Raw genomic sequence first — 18529 nt, 5'->3', positions numbered from 1 at the left:
GGCGGTCCCGGCTGAATCACTCACCGACCGGCGAGTGGCCCGCCGACGCGCGACCGTGCCCACGGCCCCCTGCCCGCAATTCCTTCCGCAGGATTTTGCCCGCCGACGATTTGGGTATCGCGGCGATGAATTCCACGTCCCTCACCTTCTTGTACGGTGCAACCTGTGCGGCGAGGAATTCCATGACCTGCTCGGCGCTCAACGCGGAATTGCCGGTGACGACGAACGCCTTCGGGATCTCCTCGCCCTCGGCGTCGACCACGCCGATCACAGCGGCGTCGACGATGTCCGGGTGGGTCAGCAGCAGCGCCTCGAGTTCGGCCGGCGCGACCTGGTAACCCTTGTACTTGATCAGCTCCTTGATGCGGTCGACGATGTAGACGCATCCGGTGGAATCGACCCTCGCCAAGTCCCCGGTGTGCAGAAACCCGTCGGCGTCGACAGTCGCAGCGGTGGCTTCCGGATTGCCCAGGTAGCCGGCCATCACGTTCGGGCCGCGCACCCACAGCTCTCCCGGCTCGCTCAGCCCTTCCGCGGGCACGTCGATCTCGGCGCCGGTCGCAGGATCCACGAGTTTGTCGACCGTGTTGGGAACCGGCCAACCGCTGGCGGCGATCGGCGCGCGGCGACCGGCGATCGCGACCCCTCCGTCGGCCACCGGCACGATGTGGCTGACCGGGCTCAACTCGGTCATGCCGTACCCCTGGACGACCGGCACCGACAGCCGCCGCGACACCGCCGCGCCCAACTCCTCGTCCAGCGGAGCCGCGCCGCTGACGATCGCCCGCAGCGACGTCAGGTCGTAGGAGTCCACCAGCGGGTGCTTGGCCAGGGCCACCGCGATCGGTGGCGCGATGTACAGGTAGGTGACGCGGTGACGCTGGATGGCCTCCAGAAAGGCCTTCAGATCGAATCGGGCCATGGTGACGATACGGCCGCGTGCGGCAAGCGTTGAGTTCAGCAGCGCGGTCATGCCGTAGATGTGGAAGAACGGCAGCGCCGCCAGCACCACGTCGTCGGAGCGCAGGTCCAGGACCGGCGCGAGCTGCGCGATGTTCGCCACCAGGTTCCGGTGGGTCAGCATCACCCCCTTCGGCACGCCCGTGGTGCCGGAGCTGAAGGGCAACACGGCCACCCGCTCGGCCGGATCGAACCGGTCAGGCGCGGGTACCGGGTCGATGGCGAGGGCGGACGCGGGCGGGCGCTCGGCGTCCAGCAGCAGGATCGCAGCCGCGTCGAGCCCGGCCACGCCCGTCGCTTCCTGTGCCGCCGACGCGAACGCCGTCACCGTCACCAGTGTTTGTGCCCGGGCGGCGCTCAACTGCCTGGCGATCTCCGCGGCGGTGGACAGCAGGTTCACCGTGGTCACGGTCGCTCCGGCCCGCAGGATCCCGTGGAAGGCGATCGCGAACGCCGGCGTGTTCGGGCACAGCAGCGCCACCGCGTCGCCGGGGCCGATGCCACGCGTCACCAGTTCGGCGGCGAATCCGTCGACGCGCGTCTTCAATGACCCGTACGTCAACGATTCTCCGGATTCCGCGGAGACCAGCGCGACCCGCTCCAGGTCGGCGGGACTCAGACCCGCGAACAGGAATTCGTGCAGCCCGAGATCAGAAAGCTCCACATCGGCATGGGGACTGGCGAAACTCATGGATGTACCTTCGATTCAAAATGTTCCCTGACCACAGATCGGCGGTCCCTTTGCTGTTCCAGCGCCGCGAAAGCTGCGCTGACGTACTGAGTCGTGCGGTCGCTGCCGAGCAGCCCGGTGCCCATGTTGTTCATGACGTAGGAGATCGTGGCCCGGCGCTCGGTGTCGATCACGACCACCGATCCGCCCCAGCCCGTCCAGAAGCAGATCCGACCACGGGGGAGATACGGCACCGCCGGCGAAGGCAGGCCGTAACCGATGCCGAATCGCAGATTCGCCCCGAGCACCAGATCCGGGCCGTCGGACTGCTGTCTGAAGATGAGCTCGATGGTCTGCGGCGACAGCAGCCGTACACCGCCGAGCGTGCCGCCGCAGGCGACGACCGAGTGGATTCTGGCGAGCGACCGGGCGTTGCCGTGGCCGTTGGCGGCGCCGATCTCGGCGCGACGCCACTCGGGAGTCCATGACTCGTCCGCCGTGCCGAGGGGGCCGGTGCAGGTCTTCATCCACACGCCGTCCGGATCGGCGCCGGCAAGGTCCGTCGACCGGAACGGCGGCGGCGGAACGACATCGGCGACCCGGCCGAATTCGGAGTCCGGCAAGCCGATGTGGAAGTCGGCGTCCAACGGACCGGCGATCTCCTCGGCGACGAACCGGCCCAGCGTCCGCCCGTCGATCCGCCGGATCAGCTCGCCCACAAGGTGCCCGTAGGTGAGCAGGTGGTATCCCGACGCCGTGCCCGGGGGCCACCACGGCGTCTGCGCGGCCAGCCGGGCCGTCGACGTCGGTACGTCGCAGACGTCCGCGACGGTCACCGGCCGGTCCCACCCCGAGACGCCGGAGGTGTGCGACAACAGATGCCGGACCAGCACACTCTCCTTGCCGTGGGCCGCGAACTCCGGCCAGTACCGGGCCACCGGGGCATCGATGTCCAGCAGTCCACGCTCGACCAGCAGCAGCGCCGCCAGGGCCGTGACGGTTTTCGTACACGACCAGACATTCGTGATCGTGTCCCGCCGCCACGGCACGGTACGGCTCTGGTCGATCCATCCGCCCCACAGGTCGACCACCGGCTCTCCGTCGATCGTGACCGCGATCGAGGCACCGAGCTCCTCGCCCGAGTCGAGGTTCTCGGAGAGCAGTGCGCCCACCTCCGCGAAGCGTGCGTCACACACGCCGTCCAGGTGTGCCACGGTCAGCCTCCCGGTCGGCGATCGTCTCCGGCCGGTGAGCCGGCATAGGGCCGTGCAAACGACGCGCGGGGCACTCCGCGTAGCTCGCGGCGGAGATTCGCGCGTGCGACGTCGGCAGCGTCCAACGGATAGGTCTGGTGCATCCGCCACGGGCTGCGGTCGCCCTGCCGGGGGAAGGTGGCGACGCCCCGCTGGACGTAGCTCGACGCCAGTTCGATCATGGGCTTCTCAGGCACCCCGGGCTCCGCGGGTGCGGTGACCACCGCGAGGTCGGCGCGGCGCATGTGATTGAGGATCCGGCACACCAGTCGCGCGGTGAGATCCGCCCGCATCGTCCAGGACAGGTTGACGTAGCCGAAGCAGAGCGCGAAGTTCGGCACGTCGCTGAGCATGGCGCCCCGCCACAGCATGTGACGCGCGGGCTCGACCGGCCTGCCGTCGACGCTCACGTCGATGTGGCCCAGCGCCAGCATGCGCAGCCCGGTCGCCGTCACCACGATGTCGGCCGGCAGCACCGCCCCCGAGCGCAGCCGGATTCCCTCCGCGACGAAGCCGTCGATGTGATCGGTGACCACGTCGACTTCCTCACGCTTGATCGCCTTGAACAGGTCTGCGTCAGCCGTGATGCACACCCGTTGGTCCCACGGCGCGTACGGCGGCGTGAAGTGCTCACGCACCGCGTCCTCGCCGATCCGCCGTGCGGCGGCCGTGGTCAGCAACGTCCGCGCCCGGTCCGGGAACCGTCGGCAGTAGTGGTAGAAGCCGTTGGCGTAGGCGGCGTTCCGAGCCCGGACGACCCGGTGTGCCAACCCGGCGGGCAGACGCCGCCGGAGCTTGTCGGCGAACCGGTCCCGGCGCGGCAGCGAACTGACCCACGTGGGCGTGCGCTGCAGCATGGTCACCTTCGCCGCGTCGCGCGCCATCGCGGGGACCACCGTGATCGCGGTCGCGCCGCTGCCGATCACAACAACACGCTTGCCGGCGTAGTCGAGTTCGTCGGGCCAGAACTGCGGATGCACCACCCTGCCGGCGAACGACTCGACGCCCGGGAACTGAGGGTCATGTCCGCGCTCGTAGTCGTAGTAGCCGGTGCAGGTGAAAAGGAACGAGCACGTCACAGTGGACCGCTTCGGCCCGTCCTCGCCCTCGGTCCGCTCGATGGTCACCGTCCAGCGGGCCGTCTCACTGCACCAGTCCGCCGCCACCACTTTCGTGCCGCAATGGATATGGCGGTCGATACCGAACTGCTCGACGGTGCGCCGCAGGTAGCCGAGGATCTCGCCCCCGTCGGCCATGGAATTCCCGCCGGTCCACGGCTGGAACGGAAAACTGAGCGTGTAGATGTCGGAGTCGGCACGGACTCCGGGATACCGGAACAGATCCCACGTCCCGCCCAGGGACTCACGGGCCTCCAGCACGGCATACGACCGATCGGGACACTGCGACTGCACCCGGTACGCGGCGTCGATTCCGGAGATCCCCGCGCCGACGATCACGACTTCGATGTGATCGGGCAGCGAAGAAGGGTTTGCGGAACTCGTCATGACACCCGAGTATCGGGGCGTTCCGGACCCTCCACTTAACCTTGGGCGACAAAAATTTAACTCTGCGCGACACCGTTTGGTGTTGGTCCGACCTTGGCGTCACGGCGGACCTGCGTGGGCGTTCTGCCGAACCAGCGGCGCGCCGCGCGTGTCAGCGCCGCCTGTCCGGCCAACTCCACCAACGACGCGACTTGGGAGAACGGCATATCGGTCCTCGTCAGCAACCGGTGGGCCGCGTTCTTGCGTACGTCGTCGAGGATCGACTGGAACGAGGTGCCCTCCTCCGCCAGTCGTCGCTGCAACGTACGCGGATGCGTGTGCAACCACTCGGCGACCAGGTCGATCCGCGCGGGAACCGTACCCAGAGCGCGGCTGACCGCCGACCGCACCATGGTGGAGACACTGTCGCGGGGGTCGGTGTAGTGCGACTCCAAGTACTCCACGACCATGCGCCGCAGTTCGGGATTGACCGGGGTCGACATCGGCTGGGCGAAGAGCTTCGTCGGCACCCGCAGCAGGGCCTGGCCGGCGTTGAACCGGACCGGCGCGCCGAAGAACTCGGCGTACAACGACTCGTCGGTCAGCGGCGGATGGGGCATATAGACCCCGAGCAAATCGTATCCGCCGCTCATCGTGATGAGAATACGGTGCAGTTGCCCCAAGCCCGCGTCGATCGTCTGCGGCTCATACGGAATGTCCGGATGCAACATCCGGTATTCGACGGCCCCCACCCCCGCATAGCGCTCGGGATCAGGCTCACGCGAGAGACGGATAGCCTGGTTGTGCACGAACAGGAATCGGGACGCACAGTCCAGCCCTTCCCCGACCGTGTCACAATTGCCGACCGCCAAGGCCAACGGGCCGAGCATCGACATGTCCTGATAGGCAGCCAAACGCAACCCGAAGTCGGGACAGTTCAATTTCTTCGCCGCGTTCCGCAGGATCCGCCCGGCTGTCGCCGTCGGCAACAGTCCGTCCTCGGAATCCAAATCGCTGGGCGAAACGCCGAAATCGGCCAACAGCCTCGCCCCGTCGCCCCCGAGATCGTCGATCAGTCGATCGATACCCCGGATCGCAGCGGCCCGGATCTCCATTTGCATGCGCCAACCAACTCTCCATCGCCGGGCCCCGCGGGCTTCGTAAGCCCGGCCGGGTCCACCGAGTACGCGCGGGGAGCGTCCGCAGGCTGACCGGAAAGCCGCCTGGGCGTGTGAAACATGGCCACGTCCGCCGGCTCGTCGGCGAGAAGCGTTCACTCACCGTCCATTTACAGGTCGGGGAACAGGGCGCGGGTCCGGTGGGGATCGGGGGCGACGAAGACACCGTCAGCTGTGACCAGGTCTGTGGTGTGGTCCGCCAGAGTGGTGATCGATCCGGCCACGAAGATCTTGCGGTTGTCCGTGCCGGTGACGCGAGCGAGGATCCGCAGGGGTGTCTCCAGCGGGACGGGCCGGTGGTAGCGCATCTGCAGGGAGACGGTCAGGCCGGCCATTCCGGCTGCCGCGCAGGTGCGCCCCATGAGTTCGTCCAGGAGCATGGCGCTCATGCCGCCGTGGCCGTAGCCGGGCGGGCCTGCGTGGGCGATGCCCAGGGTGCAGTGACCGACCAGGCCGTGCTCGGTGGACGTGACGTGCACGGGCGGTGCCAGCGGGCTGCCGGCTCCGACGACGGGGCTGTAGATCCGTGTCCCCCCGGGGAACTCGTCCACCTCGGGGATCTCCGCCCGCGCGCGCCGCCGTCCCGTCAGTCGGCCGGTGACCCGACGGACGTCATCTGCCACGCGGTTGAGGGTCTCCGGGGAGGCGGCGGTACGGACGGTGGCCTCCACCAAAGCGCGCAGTTCGCGGCCGAGGCGAGTGATGGCCGCTTTCTGGTGTTCCAGATCCTCGTCCGTCGCTCGCGCGTGTGGAGTGTCGGCGTCGGTGGCCGACGGGTCGGCGAGGGAGGCGCGCGGCGGGTTTCTCGGTGCGGTGGTCCGGGACGAGCTGCGAGTGCGGTCAGACATCGGTCAGGACATCGGCCGGGGCCGTGAGACGGATCATCGTCGGCATAAGACATGCCTCTCTTCGTTTCGTTCGATGACACTCTGGACTATGACAGTCGCTATAGGCGACGATCACGGTAGACTATGACGATCGTTATAGCCAGCGAAGCCAGAAGGGATCACGTACGTGACCAAGCCCACCCCGACGGCGCGCGAGCGAATCGTCGCCGGAGCCGCCGACATGATCAGTCGGCGCGGCCTGAACGCCACGAGCATCCGCGAGATGGCCAAGCACGCCCGGGCGCCGCTCGGCTCGACGTACCACTACTTCCCCGAGGGCAAGCAGCAGTTGGCCACCGAGGCCGTCCGCTACACGGGCGAGTGGGTCGCCCGTGCCCTGCGCAAGGAGCTGGAGGCGGGCCCGGTCGCCGGCCTGCGGGCCTTCCTCGCCCTGTGGCGCAAGATCGTCGTCGACAGCGACTTCCGGGCCGGCTGCCCCGTCCTCGCCGTCTCCATCGAGGAACCTGCCACCGACGAGACACCCGCCGCCCTCACGGCGGCCGCCGACGTCTTCACCGAGTGGGAGAGGTTGCTGGCCGCCTCGCTGCACGAGCACGGCACCGAACGCGAACAGGCGGCACAGCTCGCGACGCTCATCGTCGCGGCCGTCGAGGGAACCGTCGCCATGTGCCGCGCCAAGCGCAGCACCCAGCCCCTCGACGACACCGCGGAGCAGTTGCAGGCACTCATCCTCGCCACCATCAAGGACTGATCGGAGCCACCCCTTTACGACTCCGGCCTTCAGGCACCGAGCGCGGCGCGGACCGCCTTGACCCTCTCCTCCGTGAACACTCCGCTCTCAAGGAGCGACAGGACGGACAGCACGCCGCCGGACGACCCCCAGCTGCCCTCCTCGATCACACGGAAGTTGACCCACCACGCCGGTGACGGCTTCTCCAGTCCGCAGGCCGCCGCCAGTGCGGCCAGGACGCGCTCGATGACCTCGGCCCGCACATCCGGCTGCCAGGCGGCATCCATGACCGCGAGGTCGATCGCCATCACGTCGAGCTCCGGGTCGACGTCCGCCAGGAGACGGCCGCCGATAGCCATCATGTCCCGCTCGCGCTCGACGAAGTGCACCTGGAACCCAGGCCGGGCGGCGGGAGCGCGCTGCCCGACCTCGGGCACCAGCACCGCGTCCGTCAGTGTCTCGGCCAGCTCACGGCGCTGCTCAAGGCTCAGGCGCCCCTTCGGTGCGTTCACGGTGATGATGGTCACGACATCCTCCTATGACAGTCGTTATAGAGAGCAGCAGAATACACCCGCCTATAACGCCTGTCATACCGAGCCCTGGCTCGACGACAGGCGTTCGCACGAGCCACCGCGCCGTCATGCACAGAGCATGGCCTCGACCGGCCTGTGCGGGCAGGTCCCAGCGCGCTCATCGGAGCGGAGCAAAACACTCGGGTGATGAGCCTTCAGGAGCGGCCGTCGAGCAGGCGCTTGGGGTGCATGCCGTCGACCATTCCGAGGAAGGGCGGATGGATGCTGTAGCCGAGCATCCGGCGGATGTCCTCGGACACCACGCGGACCGTGTCACGGGTGGTGGACAGAGTGAACGCCTCCTGCGGCCGGAGCCATGGCTCGCAGTACTGGGCCGTGACGGCCAAGCGGGCATCGGCGGACGCATTGGCGCCGCCCCCATGCCACAGAGTGCCGACGAAGAAGACGCAGGAGCCCGGTGACATGACGGCCTTCACCCTGGCGTCGTCGTCAGCCGGCTGACGGTCGCCCCAGCGGTTTGTGCCCGGCAGGACCACGGTGGCGCCGTTCTCCTCGGTAAAGGCGTCGATGGCCCACACCGTGGCCGCACTCAGCGGTGGCCGGGGGCGAGGTACGGGATACATGCCGTCGTCGTGGTGCAGCAACTGGGCTTCCTCACCAGGTTGGATGTTGATGACCTGGAGTTGGGAGAGCAGGTAGTTGGGCAGGAGCAGCCGGTCCAGCAGTGCCAGAACTCTCGGGTGGTCGACCATGCGGTCACAGGCTCGGGTCTTGTTGAGGACGCTGTAGACGCGCTGGGTCCGCCGACCCTCGAAGGTATTGCGGCCGGTCCTGTCCAGCAGGGGCGTCACGGCTGCCCGGACGTCCTCGCACTCGGCTTCGGTGAGCAGGTTGTCCAGGATGACGTATCCGTCGCGTTCCAGGACGGCGAGGTCGGCGTCGACCACGGCGGCGGGGACTGTGGCTCCACTGCTTTCCGTAGCCCTGTGCCGTCGAGCCAGGTCGGCATGGAGGCCGTCGAGCGAGTCAATGGTGTCCACACGACTGTGGCCGGGGTCCGGCAGGTCGGGCGTTTGGGACATGACGCTGCACTCCTCGATCGACTTGGTGAACACCCGCACGCGTCTCGCCGGTTGTGGGCGGCGCCGGTGGATTCCGTTGCGGGAAGGACGCCGACATCCGCGTCGGGCCGGGCGGCCTGGGCTCACGTGAGTGGGGACCAGTTCGGATGCCGACACTCGCCGGTGACTGCCTGACCTGTCGTCCGGCAGTGGTCAGCCATGAACCCGACAGAGCAAAGCGGACAGCTGTCCACCTCCAGGGGAACCCTAGTGGACAGCCGTCCGGATAGCAAGGGTGACCTTGAGCTCCGAGCGTCGACGTCGCCCCGGCCTTCAGCAGCCGGCTCACGCCGACGCGAGATCCCCCACCCAAGACCGATCGCCGAGCCGGAACGACCCACCCGGACGTGGCCGCCGATGACTTCACCTTCGCGCTTACGGACCCCCGGGATCCCTGGGGAACGGCCACACGCGACCACACGCCCGCAGCCCTCATCGAGGCGACCCATCGAGCGAGACCGCCAACGCCCTGACCCGCGAGGCCCTCCACTCGCTCCCGGCCGGCTTGGCCCTCGCCCCCAAGACCGACCGGAGCCACCCCCGACGGCGGACTGCGTCAGACCACTGATCCCGCCGCCCCGCGGCCGATGACCGTGAGGAACCCGAAACCCTCGGCGTCGACCGCTTCGGCCTCGCCCACCTGCGCATCGGACACCTGTCCGCGCGGCAAGGCCGATCCCGCAGATGCCGGCCTGCCGGTCGTCACCCTCGCCCTGGCGCTCCCGCGCGCAGCCCGTCCATGACAAGACCCAGGAGCCGAGCGCTCTGGGTTTGCCAGTCCCCACGAGCATCGATCTGCCAGATGCCGGCGATGGCCAGGATGAAGTCGTCGGCGGTCACCCCCGGACGGATGGTGCCGGCCTCGTGATTGGCCGAGACCAAAGCCTCGATCGCCTCGACCACCGGGGCGTATCCCGGCTGCGCAGAGCCCTCCGCCGTACCGACGATCTGACGCATGACGTCCGACAGGCCGACCTTGGCGACGGCGAAGCGAGCAAGCTGGTCCATCCATTCACGCAGCGCCTGGTCGGGCTTCCGGGTTTCGAGCAGCTCCGCCGCAGCATCGGTGAGCAGTCGCACCTCGTGGCTGTAGACCTCCAGGACGAGCGCCTCACGGTTGGGGAAGTTGCGATAGAACGTGCCCTGCCCAACCCCCGCCTTCTTCGCGATCAGACTTAGCGGGACATCCGCGGCACGAGACAACTCCGCCAGCGCCACCTTCAGAATCCGCTCCCGATTGCGCTGCGCATCCGAGCGCTGAGGCCCACCGCTCCTGGACGCCACTCCCCCTCCTTCTGGGCTCACGCCCACAACCCCTTGATAACCGGATAGCTGTCCGATACGTTTCCGGGTAACGGACACAGCTCCGCTTAGGTCCACCATAACGCCAGCCTCAGTCGAGGAGAGCCGCCGATGGCATGCGGCCGGCAGGCGGTCAGGTCGTCAAGGCACGGACGGACGGGGGCGTACCGGCCTGTATATGGCGAGTGCACGCCGCCGCGCCCGCGATTCCGGTCTCGCCGGTGCCCTTGGTTTTGACGGGTGCGTCGGGTCCGGGTCTTCGATGCAACCACCAGAGACCGATCCGATGGCGTTGCCGTCGCGGTTGACGGCAAGGGCCGCCCCGAGTCCGCGTGGTGTTTGAGCGAGTCGCCGGTTATGGCGTCACCTAAACGGACGATCGCCTGGTGCTGGCGAGTAGTGGACGACTATCCGACTGGCAACCAGGAAGGCCGGGCATGCCCGGGAGGAGGACGAGTGGAACCGAAGAGCGAGCCACCTCAGCGCTCGGACGCACAGCGCAATCGCGAGCGCATCCTCAAGGTGGCACTGGCCGAGCTGTCACTGTTCGCGGACGCCCCACTCAGCCTGATCGCCAAAAAGGCGGGAGTCGGGCAAGGGACGATGTACCGCCACTTTCCCAACCGCGAGACGCTCGTCCTCGAGGTCCACCACCGCGAGGTGCAGCATCTCGCCGACAGTGCGCCCCAGCTCCTGATGAGCGGGAAACCCGACGAGGCCCTGCGCGAGTGGATGAGCCGGCTCGCCGACTTCGCCATGGCCAGGGCCGGTCTGGCCGACGCACTACGCCAGGCGATCAGCGCGACGGGAGGCCCGGCGAAGCCTGAATACTCCCTGGTCATGGACGCGATCGAACTCCTGATCAACACCAACCGCGAGGCCGGCACCATCCGGCCGAACGCGACCACCGACGTCTTCGTCCTCGCCATAGCCGGCATCTGGCAGATGGACAGCCACAGCGACTGGCGGACCCAGTCCGGTCTGCTCCTGGACCTTGTGATGGATGGTCTGCGTGTGGGAGCCCCTGGGCCACCGTGAGTTTCCCTTGAGTCGCCTGCCGGCAGCGCCAACAGCAGATACAGGAAGAGGACCAGCCACAGGTCTCCGGGCCAGGCGATGACGCGCTGGAGGACGAACGGGACTCCCGCCGATCCGCCCGCCAGCCCACCGATCGTGAGCACCGGCCCGGCCACGAAGACGGCGTTCCCGACTCTCCGGTGGACGGAGCGCGGGAGCGAGGTTTCGCGTATGAGACGGCGCCACGCGTACCAGTGGAGCGTGACGAACGCCGCCGGAACGGCGACTGCGATGACGGCAAGAACGATGACCACGGCTTGGCGCAGTCCTTCGCTTGAGAACGCAGCATCAGGCTGGCAGTCGCCGAACGAGGACAACAGCAGGGCACCCGCCTGGGCGCCTTCCGCCGGGTCGCCACACACGACCCGGCCCTGTCGCTCGATCCGCGGGGAGCCGTCCGCTGTCTGCCACGGCGAGCAGGAGAGTCGCGCCAACAGGCAGTGGACGAGATGGTTGACAAGGTCGCCTCGTACTCACCGGCACCGCGCCCCGGTCGGTGTTTGGGAACCGCGGGTCGGCCGGCGAGATGACGGGCCGCGTCCATACCGTTTCCGGCGGTCGCGCCCGTCATCACGACGATGCTCGTGGGACGGTTCTCCTTGAGGCGTTTCGACAGCCCCCGGGGGTCACGAGAGGTCGGCGAGGTCTTCTTCGCTGAGGGTGATCCCGGCGGCGGCCATGTTGTCCTCCAAGTGCGAGAGGGAGCCCGTGCCCGGGATGGCCAGGGTCACCGGGGAGGAGGCCAGCAGCCAGGCCAGGCCGATCTGCGACACGGTGGCGCCGTGCCGGGCAGCGACCTTGGCCAGCCGCTCGTCGTCGAGTTCCCGGCCGCCACCGAGCGGGAAGAAGGGCACGAACGCGATGCCGGCCTCCTCGCAGGCGGCCAGCAGTTCCACGTCGTTGCGCTTGGCGGCGTGGAACTCGTTCTGCACTGCCACGACCGGGGCGATCGCGCGGGCCTCCGCGAGATGGTCGGCGTCGACGTTACTGACGCCGAGGTGACGGATCAGACCCTCCTCGCGCAGCGCCGCGAGGGCCTCGAAGCGGGCGGCGAGGGACTCACCGCGCGGGGGCTCCATGGGGCCGATGCGCAGGTAGACCAGGTCGAGGCGGTCCACGCCCAGGCCTTCGAGGTTGGCCTCGACATTGCCACGCATGTCGGCCGGGGTGGCGTGGTGGAGTCCGCCGTCGCGGATGACGGGGCCCACCTTGGTGGCGATGACCAGGTCGGACGCGTAGGGATGGAGGGCCTCGCGCATCAGGGTGTTCGCGCGTACCGCACCACCGGCGCTGAAGTAGAAGTCGGCGGTGTCGATGTGGTTGACGCCCAGCTCGACGGCGCGGCGCAGCACGGCACGGCCGGTCTCGGGGTCGCGGGCGGGACCGCCCATGCCCTCCTTGGACGGCAGGCGCATGGTGCCGAAGCCGAGACGGTTGACGGCCAGGTCGCCGCCGAGGCGGAATTCATTGCTCATGGGCACAGCCTGCATGGCCCGGAACCCGCTGACGAGGCCGTGGCACCTTGCTGCCAGAGGCACAATGAACGCATGCCACAGCACATGGCCATCAGAGGTGATCTTGAGCTCCGCGCCCGGATCAAGCCCTTGGTGGAGTTGTTTGACGCGGAATGGGTCAGCGCCGCACGCGACCTCGACACCTGGCCCGGCGCCCGCGAGTCCGCCCGCCTGCGGATACGACGTGATGGAGCACGTCAGGCCCGCAAGCTGTACAGTCCCGCCGTACTCGGCGACGAGCACGACCGGGAGATACTGCGGGAGATGGCCGCCCACGGCATCCAGGTGCGGATCACCACCACCCCATTGCCCCAGGGAACGGTCTTCATCGACCGGCGAACCATGTTCCTCACCGACCCCACTCCCCCGGCCCCGTCCGCTCACGGTCGGCGTCACCGTACGTACACGATGAGCGCCGAACCCGCCCTGGTCAGCGGGGTGTACGCGCTGTTCGAAGCCGCGTGGGAGTCGGCCACCGACTTGGCGGCCTTCTTCGACCCCGACCGGCCCCGGATCGACATGAAAGCCCGCGAGGTGCTGTACGCACTGGGCTCCGGCATGACCGACGTGACGGCCGCGCGCGCACTGGGCATGTCGCTGCGCACCTACCGCCGCAGGGTCGCCGAGCTCCTCGTCGCCCTGGGCGCGGACTCACGCTTCCAGGCCGGCATGCGCGCAGGCGAGTTGGGCCTGACCCGCAGGTGAGCAGAGCTTCGCCCGGCCCGAAGCGGGTCAGGCGTCGAGGTTCGGTTCGACGTGGTGGAGGTCCCGCCTGATCGGGGCCGATGCCGCCTTGGGCCCGGTGTCCTCCGGTGTCCGGTCCTACGACCACATCACCATCGCCAGGTCAGCCTTATACCCGGCGGCTTCCACCTCCGTGTCGTGAGGGTCGCCGGAGTGGTGCCACCCAGCCGACCCGGCTGCACATCCCGGCCGCGGTGGGGGCGGTTGCCGGGGCGTCGTCCGGGCGGAACGGCCCCGTCATGATGCCGTCCACGGGGCACGAGCCCGCCGGAATCGAATCAACTGGACCAGCGAGCACACCGCTCGGTCCCCCACGCCGCCGAGGCTCACGACCGTTTCGCCCGTCCCGACGAGGAAGGCTGTTGCCAGCACGTTGCTTTCAAGGTAGCTTTCTAGAAAGCTTTTCTATGAGAGGAAGATGCGGCCATGGCCGAGTCCCGATTCCTGCTGCGCAACGGGTACGTCATCGACACCGATCCCGCGCCGGTCGTCCGGCCCGGCACTGATGTCCTGATCGAGGGCGACCGGATCATCGAGGTGGGGCCAGGGCTGTCGGCGGACGGCGCTACCGTGATCGACGCCACCGACCGGATCGTGCTGCCGGGGTTCGTCGACACCCACCGGCATCTGTGGCAGACGGCGGTGCGCGCCGGGGCCGCGGACCTGGACCTGGGCGCATACATGGGCCTGGTCCTGGGGCAGTACGGTCCGCGGTTCCGGCCGCAGGACATCCACGCCGCGACCCTGGTCGGCGCGCTGGACGCCTTGGACGCCGGCATCACCACCCTGATCGACTACTCGCACGCGCTGCACACCCCCGAGCACGCCGACGCGGCCATCGACGCCCTCCACACGTCGGGGCTGCGCACCGTGTTCGGCTACGGCTTCCCGTTCCACGGCGACCAGCACCCCGCCGACATACGCCGGATCCGCAGCGAGCGCCTGTCCGACGACCAGGCCCTGGTCACCATGTCGCTGGCCCCGGCCGGGCCGTCGTTCTCACCGATCGAGACCGTGACCGCCGACTGGCACCTGGCCGATGACCTGGGTCTCCCCCTGACCATCCACGTCAGCAGCGGTCCCGTCGCCGCCCGGCCGATCACCGCCCTGCGCGAGAACGGCCTGCTCCGCGGCAACACCCTGTACGTGCACGGGAACTCGCTCGACGACGACGAACTGAAGCTGATCGCCGAGTCCGGCGGCACCGCCTCGGTCACACCTGCCACAGAGGCCCAGATGCGCGTAGGCGCGCCCGTGGCCGGCCGACTGCGCAGCGCCGGCGTCACCGTCGGCCTCGGCGTCGACGCGGTCTCCTCGCTGCCCGGCGACATGTTCTCCGTGATGCGCGCGGCGCTGCTGGCCAGCCAGATCGCCGACAACCCCCCGCTGACCGTGGGGGACGTCCTGAAGATGGCCACGCTCGACGGTGCCGCCGCCCTGGGTCTGGCCGACCGCACCGGCTCACTGCGCCCCGGCAAGCAGGCCGACGTGATCCTGCTGCGCCTGAACGACCTCAACATGCTCACCACCGAACGCGACCCGATCGCCGCTGTGGTCACGGCCGCGAACCCCGACAACGTCGACACCGTCCTCGTGGCCGGACAAGTCGTGAAGGCCAACGGCAAGCTCCTCCACGGCGACCTCACCCAGGCCGTCCGTTCCCTGCGCGCCACCGCCGCCACCGTCAATGATCACTGACCCGCGGCCCGACCATCTCGCAGGCGGAACTGTCCCGTAAGCGGCGGTCCGGTCGGCACTGATCGAACGTCGCCGGATCCGGACGGCTTTTCCGCGCCTGCTTCACCGGCATTCGCAGACCAGTACGCCCTGTCGGTTGCGCAGCCGATCGAAGTGTCCACGCAACTCCCGGCCCGGAGGGGGTTGCAAGCACACGGAGTTCGCTCGCGAGTCCAGACCATCCCCTCGCGCGCGTCTCCCAGAACCCGCATCACCCTCACACCCACATGAAAAGGAACGAACATCATGGCGAAGAAACTGGACGGCCGGATCGCCGTCGTGACGGGCGGCGCCGCCGGAATCGGCCGCGCGATCGTGCAGAAGCTGTCTGAGGAAGGCTCGCCGACATAGCGGTCCTCGACGTCAACCCCGCAGAGGAAAACCAGGCGATCGTCGAGGCGAACGGCCGACGCTTCTTCAGCGCGAAGGGCGACAGTCTCCGACCAGGAGTCGGTGAACTCGTTCGCCGAACGGGTCCACGCGGAGCTGGGCGAGGTCGACATAGTCGTCAACAACGCGGCCATCCCCTTGCTGGCCGTCCTGGAGGACACGTCGCTCGAACAGTGGACGAACCTGTTCTCGATCAACGTCACCGGCGCGTTCCTGGTCACGAAGGCCTTCGTCGAGGACCTCAAAAGGTCTTCCCATGGGCGGGTGATCAGCATGTCCTCGTCGAGCTACTGGGAAGCCCCGCCGGCCTTCCTCGCCTATGTCTCCGCCAAGGGCGCCATCAACGGCTTCACCCATGCGCTGGCCACGGACCTGGCACCTTACGACACCACGGTCAACGCCCTCGCTCCGAGCGTCGTCCCCACGCCTGCCACCCTGACCCACCTCTCCGAGGAGGCCTTCGCCCACTACGTCGACATTCAGAACCTGAAGCGACAGCAGGCCCCCGAAGACGTCGCCAAACCTCGTCGCGTTCCTCGCCTCCGACGACGCCTCGTTCATCACCGGCCAGATCCACCTCGTCGACGGCGGCCTGCGGCGTCGCTGAAAACCGCCAGGAACGGGCAGGGCGTCGCACACCTGAAGTCCGCGTGAACGACTCACACCGACGCATTCGAGCGCTGGGACGGGCCCTGCGCACAACCCGAAGTTCAGACCGGGGAGCCCCGTGCGTTCACGCGCGGGGCTCCCCGCAAGATGGGCGAAAGTCGAGATCATGCCGACTGCCTCCCACGGGTGTTCCCGAGCGCGGGCCGGATCCTTCATCGAGGCCCCGGAGCCTCTCGACACCGGTGTCACTGTGCGTGACGGCGGCGACGTCAACGTCCCCGCCGTAGCGACTCATACAGCCCCTTCGACGCGCCCGCGCGCACGCGCACGCCGATGATGCGGCGATCCTCAGACTCGGCCCTGGGCTCGGGCGTCCCGCGCCGCGGAGCCACGGGGGAGCAGGCCCGGGCAGGCGGTGATGAGGTCCCGAAGTGCGGCGGTCGCGGCATCGACGATTTCTGCCGGCACACCCTCGAAGAAGGCGTCATGCTCGGCCGACATGGCGAGGACCGCGCGCTCGGCGAGCGCGATGCCATCCGGCGTCAGCCGTATCCAGGTACTTCGGGCGTCAGCCGGGTCGCCCTCCCGCTCAACGGCGCCGCGGGCCACCAGACGGTGGGTGACGTTGGTGGTACCGCCGGTGGAAAGCATCAGGGAGCGGGCCAACTGGTTCGGCTTCATTCGGTACGGCTCACCGGCTCTGCGCAACGTCACCAGCACGTCGAACTCAGCGACCGTCAGCCCGAGTTCAGTCAGATCGCGCCGCGTCACGCGGTCCAGGGCCGCGGAGAGGAACATGATCCGCTTGCTCAGCTCCGACGAGGGAAACACGACCTCGGGCAGCTCCGTACGCCACGCCTGCATCCACGCGTCCACGGGATCTGATGTCGCTGTCACTTCTACACTATAGGTCACTAGCGCGATAGCTTCACAGAAAGCTTTCACCTCAGGTGAGCGGTATCGCCGCCCCGAACTCGGCGTGTGGCACCGCAACCACAACACCGGCCCGGAAACGGCACGCCTGTTGATCATCGAGAACCCGAAGCTGCTCGAACAACTGGGTCTGCACCAGCGCCAGTCGGCCGGACTGATCGACCGAGGACGCCGCCCAGCCGGACGCGCCCTTCGCCGTCGACCTGGCCGAGACCGAGCGGGCGACCCGAGCGCTCGTCGAGGCGGGTGTCGGGGCCATCTCCACCAATGGCACCCTCGGCGAGATGGCCCCCCTCAGCCACTACTCGGAAGCGTTCAAAGGCCCATCCCCACCGAGGCCCATGGCCAGTTGTCGCGCCTGCCGCAGATCCTCGCCTCCAAGTACCTGGCCTTGACGCCCAAGTTTCACCAGGACATGACGGCAACTCATCAGAGCTCTTTTCGAGAGCGGGTGCGCTTCATTCCGGCTTCGGTTCGAGATTGTGCATGAACGCCTCCGGTACCACCGGGCACCACACTGCCGGCCGCTCGGGAGTGGCCTTCGCATCGTCCCAACCCCACTCCCGTGCCTGCCAGTTCTCGGTGATCTGGTCCATGTCGATGAAGTACTCGATCCAGCTGCCCCACGGGTCACGCATGTAGTGGAAGAGGTTGGAACCCGGGAAATGACGTCCCAGCCCCCAGCCGATCCGGTGCCCCCTGTCCGCCATGGTCTGGGCACCGACCATCAGCTCGTCGAGGTTGCCGACCTCCCAGCTGGAGTGATGCAGACCCGGATGACTGCTCCGGACGAAGCCGAACACGTGGTGGTCGCCGGGTCCCGCGTTCATGAACACGGCCGCGCCTGGGATCTTGTCGGACAGTCGCAGCCCGAGCGTGCGCTCGTAGAACTCCTGAGAACGGTTGATGTCCGAGGAGAAAAGCAGCATGTGACCCAGCCTGCGCGGGCGCGGCGGGGTGTTCGCGGTCAGCCAGAGTGCCTCGTCCACCCGCTGGTAGTCACCGGCAAGGTTTTGCTTCGGCCGTATGACGAGGCGCGGCGGGGCCAGTTCCTGCTCCCGCACGTTCACCGCGTTGCCGTCCGGATCCCTGAACCACAGACCACCCTGAAGACCCTCGGCCGGAGCGTCCTGCAGCGCGGTACCCAGCGACTCCAGGTGACGCTGCAACTCGGGCAGCGAGCCGACCGGCGCGGCGAAAGCAACGTGGTGCAGCCGTTTGTCAGGGCCCTCGACCAGCACCGTCTGGTCCTGGTCCCGGCCGTCGCAGCGCACGACCAACTGATTGCCGCGCTCGGCCGAACTGAGGCCGAAGTCCGTGTAGAAGTCCTTGCCCCGCGCCAGGTCGGGCAATTGCAGGCCGTAGTGCAGCAGGCCGCTCACGCGCATGGTGTGTCCCTTCACCAGCCAGTCATCCCCTCATCCATGGTTTCTGTGAGTCCGAGGC

At 68.3% G+C, this 18529-nt stretch carries 17 protein-coding genes and 1 pseudogene; 5 read left to right on the top strand and 13 right to left on the bottom strand.

Going from position 1 to position 18529, the window contains the following annotated elements; all coding sequences use genetic code 11:
- Positions 1-16: 16 nt before the first annotated feature.
- The 5 genes from JIX55_RS46315 to JIX55_RS46295 form a co-directional block, all read right to left on the bottom strand.
- On the bottom strand, positions 17-1651 hold the full coding sequence (locus JIX55_RS46315; protein ID WP_257561903.1) for an AMP-binding protein: 1635 nt from the start codon (positions 1649-1651) through the stop codon (positions 17-19).
- On the bottom strand, positions 1648-2844 hold the full coding sequence (locus JIX55_RS46310; protein WP_257561904.1) for a serine hydrolase domain-containing protein: 1197 nt from the start codon (positions 2842-2844) through the stop codon (positions 1648-1650). Before JIX55_RS46310 ends, JIX55_RS46315 begins: the two co-directional genes overlap by 4 nt.
- A gap of 2 nt (positions 2845-2846) precedes the next feature.
- Positions 2847-4388, bottom strand: a complete 1542-nt coding sequence (locus JIX55_RS46305) for a flavin-containing monooxygenase (protein WP_257561905.1) — start codon at positions 4386-4388, stop codon at positions 2847-2849.
- Between the two features lie 56 nt (positions 4389-4444).
- Positions 4445-5488: an AraC family transcriptional regulator gene (locus tag JIX55_RS46300; RefSeq protein ID WP_257561906.1), complete on the bottom strand. Its 1044-nt coding sequence runs from the start codon at positions 5486-5488 to the stop codon at positions 4445-4447.
- 167 nt (positions 5489-5655) lie between these two features.
- Positions 5656-6393 (bottom strand): PaaI family thioesterase, encoded by a 738-nt coding sequence (locus tag JIX55_RS46295; RefSeq protein WP_257561907.1) that lies wholly within the window; start codon positions 6391-6393, stop codon positions 5656-5658.
- A gap of 166 nt (positions 6394-6559) precedes the next feature.
- Here JIX55_RS46295 and JIX55_RS46290 point away from each other — a divergent pair, with 166 nt between their 5' ends.
- Positions 6560-7144 (top strand): TetR/AcrR family transcriptional regulator, encoded by a 585-nt coding sequence (locus JIX55_RS46290; RefSeq protein ID WP_257561908.1) that lies wholly within the window; start codon positions 6560-6562, stop codon positions 7142-7144.
- A 29-nt stretch (positions 7145-7173) separates the two neighbouring features.
- Here the strand turns inward: JIX55_RS46290 and JIX55_RS46285 are convergent, their stop codons facing one another.
- The 4 genes and pseudogenes from JIX55_RS46285 to JIX55_RS51705 all read right to left on the bottom strand — a co-directional run.
- On the bottom strand, positions 7174-7650 hold the full coding sequence (locus JIX55_RS46285; RefSeq protein WP_257561909.1) for a tautomerase family protein: 477 nt from the start codon (positions 7648-7650) through the stop codon (positions 7174-7176).
- A 200-nt stretch (positions 7651-7850) separates the two neighbouring features.
- A complete protein-coding gene (locus JIX55_RS46280; RefSeq protein ID WP_257561911.1) occupies positions 7851-8738 on the bottom strand; it encodes a phytanoyl-CoA dioxygenase family protein in 888 nt (295 codons plus the stop codon).
- Between the two features lie 741 nt (positions 8739-9479).
- A complete protein-coding gene (locus JIX55_RS46275; RefSeq protein ID WP_257561912.1) occupies positions 9480-10061 on the bottom strand; it encodes a TetR/AcrR family transcriptional regulator in 582 nt (193 codons plus the stop codon).
- Between the two features lie 276 nt (positions 10062-10337).
- Positions 10338-10415, bottom strand: a pseudogene (locus JIX55_RS51705) (XdhC family protein); the annotation flags it as partial.
- Positions 10416-10535: 120 nt separating this feature from the next.
- On the opposite strand from JIX55_RS51705, the gene JIX55_RS46265 reads away from it, so the two are divergent.
- A complete protein-coding gene (locus JIX55_RS46265) occupies positions 10536-11117 on the top strand; it encodes a TetR/AcrR family transcriptional regulator (protein WP_257561913.1) in 582 nt (193 codons plus the stop codon).
- 665 nt (positions 11118-11782) lie between these two features.
- Here JIX55_RS46265 and JIX55_RS46260 read toward each other — a convergent pair.
- Complete coding sequence (locus JIX55_RS46260; RefSeq protein ID WP_257561914.1) at positions 11783-12631, bottom strand: aldo/keto reductase; 849 nt, start codon at positions 12629-12631, stop codon at positions 11783-11785.
- 72 nt (positions 12632-12703) lie between these two features.
- Between JIX55_RS46260 and JIX55_RS46255 the strand changes: the two genes are divergently transcribed.
- From JIX55_RS46255 to JIX55_RS46245, 3 genes are all read left to right on the top strand, one after another.
- Positions 12704-13375 carry a DNA-binding response regulator gene (locus tag JIX55_RS46255; protein WP_257561915.1) on the top strand — a complete coding sequence of 224 codons (672 nt, stop codon included), beginning with the start codon at positions 12704-12706 and terminating at the stop codon, positions 13373-13375.
- Positions 13376-13840: 465 nt separating this feature from the next.
- Positions 13841-15112: an amidohydrolase family protein gene (locus tag JIX55_RS46250; RefSeq protein ID WP_257561916.1), complete on the top strand. Its 1272-nt coding sequence runs from the start codon at positions 13841-13843 to the stop codon at positions 15110-15112.
- 492 nt (positions 15113-15604) lie between these two features.
- Positions 15605-16195 (top strand): SDR family NAD(P)-dependent oxidoreductase, encoded by a 591-nt coding sequence (locus tag JIX55_RS46245; protein WP_331609573.1) that lies wholly within the window; start codon positions 15605-15607, stop codon positions 16193-16195.
- Between the two features lie 303 nt (positions 16196-16498).
- Here JIX55_RS46245 and JIX55_RS46235 read toward each other — a convergent pair whose 3' ends face one another.
- The 3 genes from JIX55_RS46235 to JIX55_RS46225 form a co-directional block, all read right to left on the bottom strand.
- Entirely contained in the window at positions 16499-17047 is a 549-nt protein-coding gene (locus JIX55_RS46235; RefSeq protein ID WP_257561917.1) for a MarR family winged helix-turn-helix transcriptional regulator, read from the bottom strand.
- A gap of 49 nt (positions 17048-17096) precedes the next feature.
- Complete coding sequence (locus JIX55_RS46230; RefSeq protein ID WP_257561918.1) at positions 17097-17342, bottom strand: hypothetical protein; 246 nt, start codon at positions 17340-17342, stop codon at positions 17097-17099.
- Positions 17343-17541: 199 nt separating this feature from the next.
- Positions 17542-18471: a VOC family protein gene (locus tag JIX55_RS46225; protein WP_257561919.1), complete on the bottom strand. Its 930-nt coding sequence runs from the start codon at positions 18469-18471 to the stop codon at positions 17542-17544.
- Positions 18472-18529 lie beyond the last annotated feature (58 nt).

Source organism: Streptomyces sp. DSM 40750, assembly GCF_024612035.1.
Lineage (GTDB): Bacteria > Actinomycetota > Actinomycetes > Streptomycetales > Streptomycetaceae > Streptomyces.
This window is presented reverse-complemented; position numbering and strand designations above follow the sequence as displayed.